This window comes from Aeromonas australiensis, assembly GCF_000819725.1.
GTDB classification, from domain to species: domain Bacteria; phylum Pseudomonadota; class Gammaproteobacteria; order Enterobacterales; family Aeromonadaceae; genus Aeromonas; species Aeromonas australiensis.
In genome coordinates this window covers 109,696-123,239 of record NZ_CDDH01000028.1, presented here as the reverse complement: position 1 = coordinate 123,239, position 13,544 = coordinate 109,696, and the positions used below count along the sequence as shown (strand labels likewise).

The 13,544-nt window shown below is 56.5% G+C and carries 9 protein-coding genes; 2 read left to right on the top strand and 7 right to left on the bottom strand.

What is annotated here, in order from left to right; all coding sequences use genetic code 11:
• Nucleotides 1-74: 74 nt before the first annotated feature.
• Both BN1117_RS18900 and BN1117_RS05025 read right to left on the bottom strand, forming a co-directional pair.
• On the bottom strand, nucleotides 75-968 hold the full coding sequence (locus BN1117_RS18900) for an HNH endonuclease (RefSeq protein WP_082032548.1): 894 nt from the start codon (nucleotides 966-968) through the stop codon (nucleotides 75-77).
• Nucleotides 969-1,299: 331 nt separating this feature from the next.
• Complete coding sequence (locus BN1117_RS05025; protein WP_040095343.1) at nucleotides 1,300-1,815, bottom strand: REP-associated tyrosine transposase; 516 nt, start codon at nucleotides 1,813-1,815, stop codon at nucleotides 1,300-1,302.
• A gap of 1,421 nt (nucleotides 1,816-3,236) precedes the next feature.
• Between BN1117_RS05025 and BN1117_RS05015 the strand changes: the two genes are divergently transcribed.
• Complete coding sequence (locus tag BN1117_RS05015) at nucleotides 3,237-3,614, top strand: hypothetical protein (protein WP_033115842.1); 378 nt, start codon at nucleotides 3,237-3,239, stop codon at nucleotides 3,612-3,614.
• 225 nt (nucleotides 3,615-3,839) lie between these two features.
• A complete protein-coding gene (locus BN1117_RS05010; protein ID WP_040095339.1) occupies nucleotides 3,840-4,421 on the top strand; it encodes a DUF1349 domain-containing protein in 582 nt (193 codons plus the stop codon).
• 772 nt (nucleotides 4,422-5,193) lie between these two features.
• On the opposite strand, the gene BN1117_RS05005 is transcribed toward BN1117_RS05010, so the two are convergent.
• From BN1117_RS05005 to BN1117_RS04985, 5 genes are all read right to left on the bottom strand, one after another.
• Nucleotides 5,194-5,709 carry an REP-associated tyrosine transposase gene (locus BN1117_RS05005; protein WP_040095338.1) on the bottom strand — a complete coding sequence of 172 codons (516 nt, stop codon included), beginning with the start codon at nucleotides 5,707-5,709 and terminating at the stop codon, nucleotides 5,194-5,196.
• A 520-nt stretch (nucleotides 5,710-6,229) separates the two neighbouring features.
• Nucleotides 6,230-6,751 carry a crossover junction endodeoxyribonuclease RuvC gene (gene ruvC, locus BN1117_RS05000; protein WP_040095336.1) on the bottom strand — a complete coding sequence of 174 codons (522 nt, stop codon included), beginning with the start codon at nucleotides 6,749-6,751 and terminating at the stop codon, nucleotides 6,230-6,232.
• A 115-nt stretch (nucleotides 6,752-6,866) separates the two neighbouring features.
• Nucleotides 6,867-7,916 (bottom strand): efflux RND transporter periplasmic adaptor subunit, encoded by a 1,050-nt coding sequence (locus tag BN1117_RS04995; protein WP_040095334.1) that lies wholly within the window; start codon nucleotides 7,914-7,916, stop codon nucleotides 6,867-6,869.
• Between the two features lie 15 nt (nucleotides 7,917-7,931).
• Nucleotides 7,932-10,994, bottom strand: a complete 3,063-nt coding sequence (locus BN1117_RS04990) for an efflux RND transporter permease subunit (RefSeq protein ID WP_040095332.1) — start codon at nucleotides 10,992-10,994, stop codon at nucleotides 7,932-7,934.
• Between the two features lie 167 nt (nucleotides 10,995-11,161).
• Nucleotides 11,162-13,501 carry an acyl-CoA dehydrogenase gene (locus tag BN1117_RS04985; protein ID WP_040095331.1) on the bottom strand — a complete coding sequence of 780 codons (2,340 nt, stop codon included), beginning with the start codon at nucleotides 13,499-13,501 and terminating at the stop codon, nucleotides 11,162-11,164.
• Between the last annotated feature and the right edge of the window lie 43 nt (nucleotides 13,502-13,544).

The following is a 13,544-nucleotide window of genomic DNA, read 5'->3' as shown; positions in this document are numbered from 1 at the left end:
TGACATGTCCGAAAAATGGATGGGAAGTGCCAATATTTTATTTATAGTTTTTCTCTATGAACTCTTTTGATATCTCAAGGATGCTTTTTTTTACAAATCTTTTTTTGGGACGTTTCGTTGATTCCAAAAATAGGTTCTTGTATATGTGAAAAGTCTTTTGATAATTTCACAGCAATTGACATGGAATTGAATAAGCTAACAAAGCAAATGAGGCCTTCATTAGGTATGCTGCTCAACACAAGAAAATGGGAGTCATCATCAATTTTGATAAATTTCCTATAGTTTAATTCAACCATATTTTCAAACCCACTCCCATGAGTATATTTCGATGCCTCGTTGTAATTAGCAGTCAGCAGAATATTTGAGATGTTTATAGCTTCTTGATCTTGATGGTAGCTCTCAATGGAGTCCATCGCAAATTCATATGCTATTTTTAGTAGACCTATTTTGAATTCATATAAATCTATATTGATAGTGGTTTTCACCCCAGAGAGATCAAGAGTTAAATCTTCTTTCTCTACTGAATATGATTCGGTAGACAAATTGTTTTTTCTAAGAATTTTTTCAATTAGTGCTGTGCTCTGGTGTGCATCCATTTCATCTAATGTGAAATTTATTTCAACTTTTTCATTATCTAAGTTTTTAATTGATGGGGCGCTTGGTAAAATGTACTGGTATACAAAACCATTATTGTCTATTCGATTTTGAAATTTCAAACCATCGTTTAATTCAATGTTCCCGGAGTATGGATTAGGTAGTTTTTTAGACTTTCCTAAAGTTTTATATTGAAGTCTCAGTAGTTGTATAAATTTGTTGTCAACAAGTTTGGTATCAACTTTTGAGCCAAGATGAGAGTTACATTGTTCACAGACACTTCTAATATGATAGTATCCACCAAGAGCATCGGGGATGACATGCTCATCAGAGAATTTATCTTTATATTGACGACAAATAATACATTCTTTCATTGAGCTTAACCATATTAAATATTAAAGAGGTTTTTTATTTAGGAAAAAATCCGGGACAACCACTTTTTGAGCAAAGCATTATCCTCTGAAAGCTCACGCTACCGCGCGTGGATTACAGCTTCCAATATGCTCCATTAACCATCCCGTATGTTGGGCTAAATATCGTAGGTTGGTGCTGAACGAAGTGAAGCCCAACGTTTACCGTGAAAGCTAAAATTTATTTGGTTGTTGATTTTGGTATGTTCAAAATTCATCTTGTTTTGGAAATCATAAATCCCGTTTGTTGGGCTTCGCTGCGCTCAGCGCCAACCTACAAAACATTCCAAGCCGATTATTCCCGACCCGAGTCACAATCAATGGCCCAATCTGGCGTTATCCATCCTGCGGTGATATAGCGATGAATTGACGAGTAAGACCAATCGACCGGTTTGGCACAATAACCATGTTTGACCGGATTGAAGTGGATGTAATCGACATGGGCTTGCAGATCCTTGTCATCCCGGATCAAATGTTCCCAATAACGACGTTGCCAGATACCGCGTTCCCGTTTTCTGACTCGACTCTCCCGTATCCGCTCTGTTTTGGCAATGCCCCGTGAAAAGCCTGCCTTGATCAGAGACCAGCGCATGGGATAGTCACTGTCACCCGGCGGTAGTTGCCAAATGGCATGAAGATGACCCGGCATCACCACCATGGCAATAATCTCGAAGGGGTGTTGCTGTTTGACGTGGCGGGTCACTTCGCGCAGCAGGTCGATATGACGTACCAGCAGATCCTGCTGTCGGTCAGCCAGGTTGACGGTGAAGAACCAACATGCCCCACTGGTTGTTGCTCGGCGATAGCGCATGGTTCTCCTTTCCGGTATCGGGGTGAAATATTCGGTCTGTTCGGTTACACGAAATGGGAACCAACTAACCGGAGGCATACGTGTTGGGCTTCGCTACGCTCAGCGCCAACCTACGCAATGCATCAATCACTGTGCAAAACCCACGCTACCGCCCGTGGATTACAGCTTCCAATATGCTCCATTAACCAGCGAGGGTAGTAACCCATCACTGATGAATAGATACCAGATGGCTATGTTAAGCCCATAGAATCTGGCCGCACCAGTCAAAAAGTGATTTAAGTGTCAGTAATGATTGGTTTTTTGCGCTGGCTCAACAAATCGCCCTGAGTGGTCACCGGATTCCCATGGCCCTTGATTCTATTGGGGTTGGCGGGTGTGGCGTGGAAGAGCGGGATTGGCTTGCCGTTGCGGAGGGGCTGGCTGGGGGCAATCCTGCTCTGCCAATCGGCGCTATAGTGCAGGCGATAGTTGCCCTCTGCTCTGCTCCCAAGCTGGCGAGGCGGGGGATCTGCGGCAACAATCAGCTGTTGCAATCACAGCCATGTGCAACACATCGTCATGCAAATATGACCATGCAAACACATCACCAGATAGAGAGGAGATCACCCATGAAGCGTACCATCCTGTTCGGCCTGCTCTGCGGCATCCCGTATGTTGGGCTAAATCTCGTAGGTTGGTGCTGAACGAAGTGAAGCCCAACGTTTACCGAGAAAGCTAGATTTGATTTTGGTTATCGATTTTATATGGTCAAAATTTATCTTTTTGGGAAATCATATCTCCCGTTTGTTGGGCTTCGCTGCGCTCAGCGCCAACCTACAACATATCCCTCGCCGATTATTCCTGACCCGAGTCACTATCAATGGCCCAATCTGGCGTTATCCATCCTGCGGTGATATAGCGATGAATTGACGAGTAAGACCAATCGACCGGTTTGGCACAATAACCATGTTTGACCGAAATCTGGGACACCCACCTTTTTGGGTGAGGCGTAACGCCACTAAATCCCACGCTACCGCCCGTGGATTACAGCCTCCAATATGCTCCATTAACCAGCGAGGGCAGCAACCCATCACTGATGAATAGGCACCGGATGGCTATGTTAAGCCAGTCGAATCTAGTCGTGCCAGTCAAAAAGTGGCTTAAGTGTCAGTAATGATTGGTTTTTTGCGCTGACTCAACAAATCGCCCTGATCGGGCACTGGATTCCCATGGCCCTTGATTTTATTGGGGTTGGCGGGTGGGATGGGGAAGATGGTGGTTGGTTTGCCGTTAGGGAAGGGTTGTCCTGTGCTCCCTCTCCCAAGCTGGCGAGGCGGGGGATCTGCGGCAACAATCAGCTGTTGCAATCACTGCCATTTGCAACACATCGTCATGCCAATATGACCATGCAAACACATCACCAGATAGAGAGGAGATCACCCATGAAGCGTACCATCCTGTTCGGCCTGCTCTGCGGCAGCGTGCTGCTGGCCAATCCGGTCTTTGCCAACGACACAGCCCAGTTGCAGTGCGAGGCGCAGGCCGCAGCCAAAAAGCTTAACGGCGCCGCCAAGACCAGCTTTGTCGGCAAGTGCGTGAAAGATGCCGCGGGTGCCGCAACCGGCGAGTGCGAGAAGGCGGCCGCCGACAAGAAACTGGCCGGTGCGGCCAAAAACAGCTTTATCCAGAAGTGCGTGAAGACGGGCGCGGCAGTGGATCCGGCGGCCAAGTGCGAGAAGGCGGCAGCCGACAAGAAGCTGGCTGGCGCGGCCAAGAACAGCTTTGTCCAGAAGTGCGTGAAGGATAGCGCCGCCAAGTAAGGCATTTTCTCATCCGGTGTGTTTGCGGGGGGCCATCAGGCCCCCCGCGCTTTTTGGGGCGCACTGATGGCGCAACGCACAAGCCTTGTATCGGGACGGCAATAGCGACACTATTGACTCCTTTTATAGGTTCCGCAGCGGCGCAGCCATGACCTGTCGTGACCGGACGAGGGGTTGGCGAGCTGCATTTGTGCGGGATTAGGCGAGATAAGGGAGCAAAGCAGGATGATGGAAGGGATGGAATGGCGCTGGCTCAATGAGCCGGCCCAGTGGCACAAGACAGAGGGCGGTTTACAGGTGGTGACAGACCTGCAGACCGATTTTTGGCGCAGCACCTGGTATGGCTTCGAGCGTCACAGCGGCCACGTCTATGGCTGCGAGGTGGCGGGTGAGTTTACCTTTCAGGTCTGCGTCGAGGGGGAGTTCACCACCCTCTACGATCAGGCGGGGCTGATGCTGCTGCAAGACGACGAGCACTGGCTGAAAGCGGGGATCGAGTACAACGATGCCCAGCCGATGATCGGCAGCGTGCTGACCAATCCGCGCTCTGACTGGGCCACAGGTATTTTCCCCGGTAATCCGCGCTGTTTCTGGCTGCGGTTGACCCGGCTGGCCGATTGCCTGCGTTTGCAATACTCCACCGATGGCAAGGTGTGGCCGCTGCTGCGCCTCGCCCCGTTTCCGCCAGGCGAACGCTGCTTTATCGGGGTGATGTGCTGCACGCCAGAGCGGCAGGGGCTGGCGGTGCGCTTCTCTGACATGCGCCTCACGCCGCCCCTTGGCAAGGCGCTCCATGATTTGAGCTAGGCCAGCGGTTTTGCCTGCGTCATTCAAGCAATAAAAAAGCGCCCGCAGGCGCTTTTTTCATTTGGTTGGTAAAGCCTGAATTATCCCCTATGTTGGGCTAACCCTCGTAGGTTGGTGCTGAACGAAGTGAAGCCCAACGTTTACCGTGAAAGCTAAATTTGATTTTTGTTATCGATTTAATGTGGTCAAAAACCATCTTTTTTGGAAATAACATCTCTCATTTGTTGGGCTTGAGAAATCTGGGACATCCACCTTTCTGAGCACTCATTTGTTGGGCTTCGCTACGCTCAGCACCAACCTACACGAACTGAATTTCAACGTTTACCGAGAAAGTTAGATTTGATTTTGGTTATCGATTTTATGTGGTCAAAAATCATCTTGTTTTGGAAATAACATCTCTCATTTGTTGGGCTTGAGAAATTTGGAGAAATCTGGGACATCCACCTTTCTGAGCACTCATTTGTTGGGCTTCGCTACGCTCAGCACCAACCTACACGAACTGAATTTCAACGTTTACCGTGAAAGCTAAATTTGATTTTTGTTATCTATTTTATATGGTCAAAAATTATATTTTTTGGGGGCGTATATCCCGTTTGTTGGGCTTCGCTACGCTCAGCACCAACCTACACGAACTGAAGCCCAACGTTTACCGTGAAAGCTAAATTCGGTTTTTGATATTATATGGTCAAAAATTATATTTTTTGGGGGGCATATATCCCGTTTGTTGGGCTTCGCTGCGCTCAGCGCCAACCTACAACATATCCCTAGCCGATTATTCCCGACCCGAGTCACTATCAATGGCCCAATCTGGCGTTATCCATCCTGCGGCGATATGGCGATGGATGGAGGAGTAAGGCCAATCGACAGGTTTGGCACAATAACCATGTTTGACCGGATTGAAATGGATGTAATCGACATGGGCTTGCAGATCCTTGTCATCCCGGATCAGATGCTCCCAATAACGGCGTTGCCAGATACCGCGTTCCCGTTTTCTGAGTCGGCTCTCCCGTATCCGCTCTGTTTTGGCAATGCCCTGTGAAAAGCCTGCCTTGATCAGAGACCAGCGCATGGGATAGTCACTGTCACCCGGCGGTAGTTGCCAAATGGCATGGAGATGATCCGGCATCACCACCATGGCAATGATCTCGAAGGGATGTTGCTGTTTGACGTGGCGGATCACTTCACGCAGCAGGTCGATATGACGTACCAGCAGATCCTGCTGTCGGTCAGCCAGGTTGACGGTGAAGAACCAACATGCCCCGCTGGTTGTTGCTCGGCGATAGCGCATGGTTCTCCTTTCCAGTGTCGGGGTGAAATATCCGGTCTGTTCGGTTACACGAAATGGGAACCAACTAACCGAAGGTATACGTGTTGGGCTTCGCTGCGCTCAGCACCAACCTACGAACTGCATCAATCACTGTTCAAAACCCACGCTACCGCCCGTGGATTACAGCTTCCAAAATGCTCCATTGACCAGCGAGGGCAGAGGCCCGTCGCAGATGAATAGGCACCGCATGGCTATGTTAGACCAATTGAATTCGCTCGAACCAGCCAACAAAATGATCTAAGCGTCAGTAATGATTGGTTTTTTTCGCTGGCTCATAATTTTCGCTGGCTCATAAAAGGGGGGGGGCAAAAGGCTCGATTCCCATGGCCCGTGCTTTTGGGGACGAACCGATGGCGCGAAGCACAAGGGGTATGCCGGGGGTTGCCCCATCTTGCGATCATGGGCAAAACAAAACCGCCCCGGCTAACCGGGGCGGTTGTTATTTGGCAATCCAGAGGTGAGCCGTGCGGGCAAGCAAGGCTCAGCGATAGCGGCCGCGCACCGAGTTGCTGGCGCGGCCAGCCATCTTGATCAGGCTCTGGCGGGTGTGCAGGTGGCAGAGCGCAACGCCAAGGGCATCCGCCGCATCCGCCTGCGGGGTGGCGGAGAGTTTCAGCAGATGGGTCACCATATGCTGCACCTGCTCCTTGGCGGCGCCGCCGGTGCCGACCACCGCCTGCTTGATCTGGGTGGCAGAGTATTCGCTCACCGGCAGATAGGCGTTGACCGCGGCGACGATGGCGCTGCCCCGGGCCTGCCCCAGCTTCAGGGCCGAGTCGGCGTTGCGGGCCATAAAGACCCGCTCGATGGCAAACTCGGTGGGCTTGAACTGGGTGATGATCTCGCATACCCCGTCATAAACCTGCTTGAGGCGCTCCGGCAGCTCGCCGCAATCGGTGCGAATGCAGCCGGATCCCAGATATTCGGCCTTGCCGCCCACGACCCGGATAACCCCGTAGCCGGTGATCCGCGAACCCGGATCGATGCCCAAAATAATGCTCATGGGTGTTGATTGCTCTAAACGCGAGTGATGGCCGTCAAGATAGCAAACTGTGGCCCGCTTGGCTGTACGTCCTGGATCAAGCGGGCAAAGATTGGCCAGCCGGTGTCAGGCGTGGCTACCCCTTGAACAATTCTATGGTGTCGCCATCCTGCAGGCTGCCCGCGCCGCGCACCACCACCCGATCCCCCTGTTTGAGGGCGCCGCTCACCGCCACCTGCTGGCTGTCGCCAAACAGCACGGTGACCGGTACCCGATTCACCTTGAGCGCCTTGCCACTTCTCGCTACCTGATAGACCACGCTGCCATCGCTGCCGAGCACCAGGGCATCCCGGGGCAGCAGCATGCTCCGCTGATCCCCCAGTGGCAGGGCAACCCGTACCGGTGAGCCGATGATGAAGGTGCCCGCTTCCGGTTTGAGGCGCAGCTCGATCAGCCGCGATTTGGGATCGGCGCTGGCGGCCCGCTGGTAATAGATGCCGTGACCGCTCAGCTGCTCCCCCTCCACCCGCAGCCGGGTTTGTGGCGCCAGCTGCTGGGCCCAGAGAATGGGGGCTTGCAGGCGGATATCCGGCTGATCCGGGTTGACCAGCTCCAACGCCTGCTCGCCCGCGCCCACATGCTCGCCGGGCTGGATGAAGTGGTTGTTCACCACCCCGTCGAACGGGGCATAGATGTGGCTGCGGCGCAGCTGTTCCTCAATCTGATTCACCTGTATGGCGGCCAGTCGCTCGGCCAGCGCGGCCTGCTCCACATCGTAGCTGGCCTTGTCGTGCTGGCTCTGGGAGGCGCTCTTTTGCTGGTGCAGCCGGGTGATCCGCTGGGACTCGGCGCGAGCGAAGCGCAGGTTGCTCTGCCATTTCGCCTGCTCGGCGCGAGCCTGCTCCAGCGAGAGGCGCAGTGCTGCGCTGTCGAGGCGCAGCAGCTCATCCCCTTTGTTGACCCGGCTGCCAAATTCGGCGATCCACTCCACCCGGCCGCTCACTTCGGCGCTGAGCGCCGCCTGCTGGCGACTCGCCACCGTGCCGCTGACCCAGATATTGGCGGCCACATCCCCTTGGGTCACATCCGCCAGGGTCACCATCTTGCCCTGAACGGCCAATACCGGTAGCGCACAGCCTGCTATCAGCACCACGCCAGCCAACATTCGGGTAATCATATGTGTCATCGATGAGCTCCTTGCTCAGGCCCGCTGGCGCAGGGGTTGTGGGATCGCTACCTGCTCCCCGAGACGCAGGAAGGCAGGCAACAGGATCAGGGTAAACAGGGTGCTGCAGCTCATGCCGCCGACAATGACGGTGGCGAGCCCGCGGTAAATTTCGCTCCCTTCGCTCGGGCTCAGCATCAGCGGCAACATGCCGAAGATGCTGGTGAGGCTGGTCATGACGATGGGACGCATCCGGCTTTGCAGGGCAACGGCCACCGCCAGCTGACGGCTCATGCCGTCCCGCTCGGCGGTGCGGGTCTGATGCACCAGCAGGATGGCGTTGTTGACCACCAGTCCCAACAGGATGACAAAGCCGATGATGGTGAGCAGATCCATCGGCAGCGGCACCAGCAGCCCGCTCAGTTGCAGCGCCAGCACGCCGCCAACCGAGGCCAGAGGCAGGGTGAGCAGCACCAGCAGCGCATCCTTGAGGGAGGCAAACACCCCCCACAGCAGCACCAGCAGGATCACCACGGCGAACAGGAAGATGGTTCCCAGATTGTCGAGCGCCTGTTGCAGACTGTCGGCATTGCCGGCAATGCGCAGCTCGCCACCGGCGGGCAGCAGGGGGCGGATGGCAGCAAAACTGCGGTTTTTCAGGGTATCGATCACCTGCTCCATGGTCATGCCTGCCGGGGGGGCTATCTGCAGGCTGATGCTGCGCCGCCCATCGGCCCGGAAGATGCTGGCAGGGCCCAAGTCGTGCTCCACCCGCAGCAGTTCGCCAAGAGGAACGATGCGCCCGGAGGGGGTGGCCAGCGGCACTGCCTTCAGTTCGTCCGGATTGGCGGAGCTCTGCCCCATCAGCATGATGTCCAGCCGCTCCTCGCCATCGAAATACTCGCCGACCCGCAAGCCGTCGCCAAAGGTCTGGATGATGGTGGGCAGGGGCGTGCGATCCCAACCCACTTCGGCGAGGCGCCGATCTTGCGGCACCAGTTTGAGCTCGGGGGCGGTGAAGTCGAGACTCGGTTCGGGCCGGATCTGTGCTCCCGGCAGGTCCTTGCTGAGGATCCCCATGCTGGCACGTGCCGCCTGATAGAGCTCGGGCAGGTTGCCCCCCTGCAGCAGCAGGGAGACGCCGTTCTCGCTGTTAAAGCCGCCAAACAGCGACCCCTGACCGCCGAACACCCGGGTGTCGGGAATGCCCACCAGCAGCTGTTTCATCAACAGGCTCTCCAGCTCCTTGATGCGGTTCTCGTCCTTGGGGCGCACGCCAATCTGGGCGCCTCCCGGGTAGCGCAAGATGTAGTAGTTCTTGAGGGCAGGCTCTTGCTCCCCCTTCATGTAGGGGGCGAGGCGGGCGATAAGGGTATCGATCACCTCTTCGCGCTGGGCCTTGAGGTTGACCCCGGGGGTGAAGCTCATCCAGACATCCACCGCATCCCGTTTCACGTCTGGCAGATAGTCCATCTTGGGCAGCAGCGCCCAGGTGGCCAGTGCCGGCAGACTCATCATCAGGGTGATGACCGTCCAGCGCAGGCGTGAGGTCGAGGTCCAGCGGATCACCTGACGGGTGGTGCGCTGCCACAGCGAATCATAGGGATCGGTTAGCCGTTCACGCCCCATCCAGCGCGCCGCCACCGCGGGCAGCACGATGACGGCGACCAGCATGGAGACCGTCACGGCGCAGGCGATGGTCAGCGCCAGATCGGCAAACAGTTGCCCTTCCACATCGTTGAGCAGCAGCACCGGCAGGAAGATGGCGACCGTGGTGAGGGTGGAGGCGACCAGCGCCATCCACACCTGACGGGTGCCTTCGAGCGCCGCCTCCGCCTTGCTCAAATCTCCCCGCTCGTGGCGTCGGTAGATGCTCTCCAGCACCACGATGGCGGCATCGAGCACCATGCCGACGGCAAAGGCGATGCCCGCCAGCGAGATGATGTTGAGGGTGCGATCCATCACCTTGAGCAGGCAGAAGGTGAGCATGATGCTGATGGGGATGGCGAGGGCAATCATCAGGGTCGCCTTGAGCTGGCGCAGAAAAAGCCAGAGGATGGCGCAGGAGAGCAGCACCCCGAGCCCCAGGTTGGCGGTGACCATGCTGACGGCGCGATTGATGTAGAGGGAGGCATCGAACGACTGCTCCATGTGCAGTCCGACCGGCTCCAGCACCTCGCGGTTGAGCTCGTTGACCCGGGCCTTGATCGCCTCAAGGGATGCCAGGGCATTGGCGCCGCTCTCCTTGAAGATCTGGGCGGCGATGGCGGTATTGCCGTTCTGGATCCGCAGCACCGGGTTCTCCTCCCGGGCCACCCTTACCTCCGCCACATCCCGCAGATAGATGGGCAGGCCATCGCGCCAGTCCACCACCTTGTCCCCCAGCGTCTCGACATCGTAGCGACCGGCGAAGCGCAGCTTGTACTCCCAGCGACCGATGTCGAGGGTACCAGCCGACACGTCCCAGCCGGTGGTGGCGCGGCTGGCCAGCACCGGGATCTCCACCCCCAGCTCGGCGGCGCGATAGGGGTCGAAGCGGATCTGGATCTGGCGCGCGTTGATCCCCTCGATTGCGACCGTCGAGACCCCTTCGATGCGCTCCAGCTCGGGTTTGATCCGCGCCTCGATCAACGCCTGATGATCATCGATCTGCCCCTTGGCGCCAGGCAGCTGCTGGATGAAGAAGAAGGTGAGGGTATCGTTGCTGCTGTAGTTGTTGACGTAGGGGCCGCCGATCTTGTCCGGCAATCCAGAGACCCGGTTCAGCCGTGAGATCACATCGAGCTGGGCTTTCTGCATATCGGTGCCGAGGGCAAACGCCATGTTGATTTCGGTAAAGCCGGAATAGCTATTGCTGCTGATGCTTCTCAGCCCCTGAACCCCCTGCATCTCCTGCTCGATGGGGTCGGTGATCTCCGACTCCATCTCCTGGGGCGAGGCTGAACGCCAGCTCACCGAGATGTTGAGGTGTGGGCGGTCGATGTCGGGGAACAGCTGGATCGGCAGCCCCCGGATGCTGAGCAGGCCCAGCAGGAAAATCAGCACGATCGAGACCGCCACCCAGATGGGGCGCTCGATCGCTGTTTTGGCGAGGTTCATTCACTCTTCCTGAGTTGTTGTTATCGGCCATTCCGCTGGCCTTGCTTCCAAAGCCCCTGCAACAGGGACTCAGGCATTTAACTGGAATTCTCCCGGCTTGTAAATGCATGGTTAACAAACAAAAAAACCGGCCACGAGGGCCGGTTTGGTAGAGGTTTGCCATGAGATCAGGCTGCGTGCTCGACCTTGCTGGGCTGCTTGTTTGCTTTCTGAGAGAAGCCTTCCAGCTCGCCCGGGGCGAAGTTGTCGACCTGAATGGCTTCGTAGCGCAGGGCATCGGCGGCCAGCAGTTTGTCCGCTTCGTCCTTGCTCAGTACCGATTTGGCCAAAGCGGCTTCCACCAGTTCTGGCAGGGCCATCTTGCGGGGCAGTTTGCCCTCTTTCTGGGCCTGTACCAGCTTCTTCTCATAGGGCTGAACGGCGACCATGGCCTGGAAGGCGCGCTCCATCAGACCGACCGGATCCGCCTCGTCCTTGCCCACATAACACAGAGCGGTGAGACGATCGCGCAGTTCGCCCGGCTTCATCATGGCCAGACAGATGGCGTGGCAGCGATCATCGGCCGGCATTTTGTAACCGACGCCGAACGGGAACACCACCCGCTTGAGCACGACACCCACTACCTTGTTCGGGAAGTTCTGGAAGAAGCCCTCGAACGCCTTGCCAATCAGGTAGAGGTTGCGCTCCACCGCATATTGCACGAACGGCAGATCGGAGACCATGCGGCCCTGATCCTCGTAGTGCTTGAGGGTCGAGGAGGCCAGATAGAGGTGGCTCAGCACGTCACCCAGACGGGCGGAGATCATCTCCTTGCGCTTGAGATCGCCACCCAGCATCAGCATGGAGACATCGGCGCACAGGGCCAGCCCTTTACTCATGCGAGAGAGCTGTTTGTAGTAGCGAGCGGTTTCGCCAGCCACCGGTGCCTTGTTGAACTGACCCAGGGTCAGCCCCTGGAACAGGGAGCCGAAGAAGTTGCCGGCACCGAAGGCGACGTGCTTGACCAGCAGGGCGTCAAACTTCTCGAGGCCGCGTTCCACATCGGTGTCGGCGGCCGCTTCCATTTCACCGAAGACATACGGGTGACAGCGGGTGGCCCCTTGCCCGAAGATCATCAGGTTACGGGTCAGGATGTTGGCCCCTTCCACCGTGATGGCGACCGGAATACCCATGTAGGCGTAGCCGGTGTAGTTTTTCGGCCCCAGCTGGATGGCACGACCGGCGTGGATATCCATGGAGTCATCCATGACTTGGCGTGCCATCTCGGTCATGTGGTACTTGGAAATCGCAGTGACGATGGCCGGTGCCTGACCCAAGTCCAGGGAACCGGCGGTCATGCGACGGGCACCTTCCAGCTGATAGGTGAGGCCACCGATGCGGGCCAGCGCCTCTTGTACCCCTTCAAACTTGCCGATGGACATGCCGAACTGCTTGCGCACGTAGGAGTAAGCGCCCACGGTGCGGCTCGCCATGTGGCCACAGGCGGTGCCAAGGGCAGGCAGCGAGATACCGCGACCGGCGGAGAGGCATTCGACCAGCATGCGCCAGCCGCGACCAGCGTACTCCGGGCCGCCGATGATCCAGTCGAGCGGAATGAACACATCCTTGCCGAAGGTCGGGCCGTTCATAAATGCCAGACCCATGGGGTAGTGGCGATCGCCCACTCGCACGCCGGGGTGGTTGGTGGGGATGAGGGCGCAGGTGATGCCCAGCTCCTCCTTGTCACCCAGCAGTTTTTCCGGGTCATAGAGCTTGAACGCCAGCCCCAGCACGGTGGCGCGGGGGGCCAGGGTGATGTAGCGCTTGTTCCAGTTGAGGCGAATACCCAGCACCTCTTCACCCTTGTGCATCCCTTTGCAGATGATCCCCTTGTCAGGAATGGCGCCGGCATCGGAGCCCGCTTCCGGCCCGGTCAGGGCGAAGCAGGGGACCTCTGTGCCATTGGCCAGCCCCGGCAGCCAGAAATCTTTCTGGGCCTGGGTGCCGTAGTGCATCAAGAGCTCGCCCGGGCCAAGAGAGTTCGGCACCATGACGGTGACCGCCACGCTCAGGCTCTTGGTCGCGATGCGGGTGACGATGGTGGAGTTGGCAATCGCCGAGAATTCACGGCCGCCGTAGGATTTCGGGATGATCAGGGAGAAGAAGCCTTCCTTCTTCAGATAGTCCCAGACCGGCTCCGGCAGGTCTTTGGTTTCGTTGACGATCTTGAAGTCGTCAACCATGGCGAGCAGGGTTTCGACCTGATTATAGATAAAGGCCTGCTCCTCTGCGGTCAGCTCGGCCTTGCCGTAGCTGTGCAGTTTTTTCCAGTCGGGGTTGCCGCGAAACAACTCGCCATCCCACCAGACGGAGCCGGCTTCCATGGCCTCCCGCTCGGTAGCTGACAAGGGCGGCAGTATCTTTTTGAAGATGCCGAATACCGGACGGGTTACCCACTGTTTGCGCAGTGAGGGGACGCCAAGCACTACGGCAATCGCCAGCACCAGCAGGATAAGCAATGTGATCATACCGAAGTTCCTTCTATTTCACTGTTTCCGTTGATTTATTGTT

Excerpts from the sequence above, each read along its gene's own strand:
- BN1117_RS18900 (WP_082032548.1), bottom strand. The coding sequence starts at position 968 with ATGAAAGAATGTATTATTTGTCGTCAATATAAAGATAAATTCTCTGAT.
- BN1117_RS05025 (WP_040095343.1), bottom strand. The coding sequence starts at position 1,815 with ATGCGCTATCGCCGAGCAACAACCAGTGGGGCATGTTGGTTCTTCACC.
- BN1117_RS05015 (WP_033115842.1), top strand. The coding sequence starts at position 3,237 with ATGAAGCGTACCATCCTGTTCGGCCTGCTCTGCGGCAGCGTGCTGCTG.
- BN1117_RS05010 (WP_040095339.1), top strand. The coding sequence starts at position 3,840 with ATGATGGAAGGGATGGAATGGCGCTGGCTCAATGAGCCGGCCCAGTGG.
- BN1117_RS05005 (WP_040095338.1), bottom strand. The coding sequence starts at position 5,709 with ATGCGCTATCGCCGAGCAACAACCAGCGGGGCATGTTGGTTCTTCACC.
- ruvC (WP_040095336.1), bottom strand. The coding sequence starts at position 6,751 with ATGAGCATTATTTTGGGCATCGATCCGGGTTCGCGGATCACCGGCTAC.
- BN1117_RS04995 (WP_040095334.1), bottom strand. The coding sequence starts at position 7,916 with ATGACACATATGATTACCCGAATGTTGGCTGGCGTGGTGCTGATAGCA.
- BN1117_RS04990 (WP_040095332.1), bottom strand. The coding sequence starts at position 10,994 with ATGAACCTCGCCAAAACAGCGATCGAGCGCCCCATCTGGGTGGCGGTC.
- BN1117_RS04985 (WP_040095331.1), bottom strand. The coding sequence starts at position 13,501 with ATGATCACATTGCTTATCCTGCTGGTGCTGGCGATTGCCGTAGTGCTT.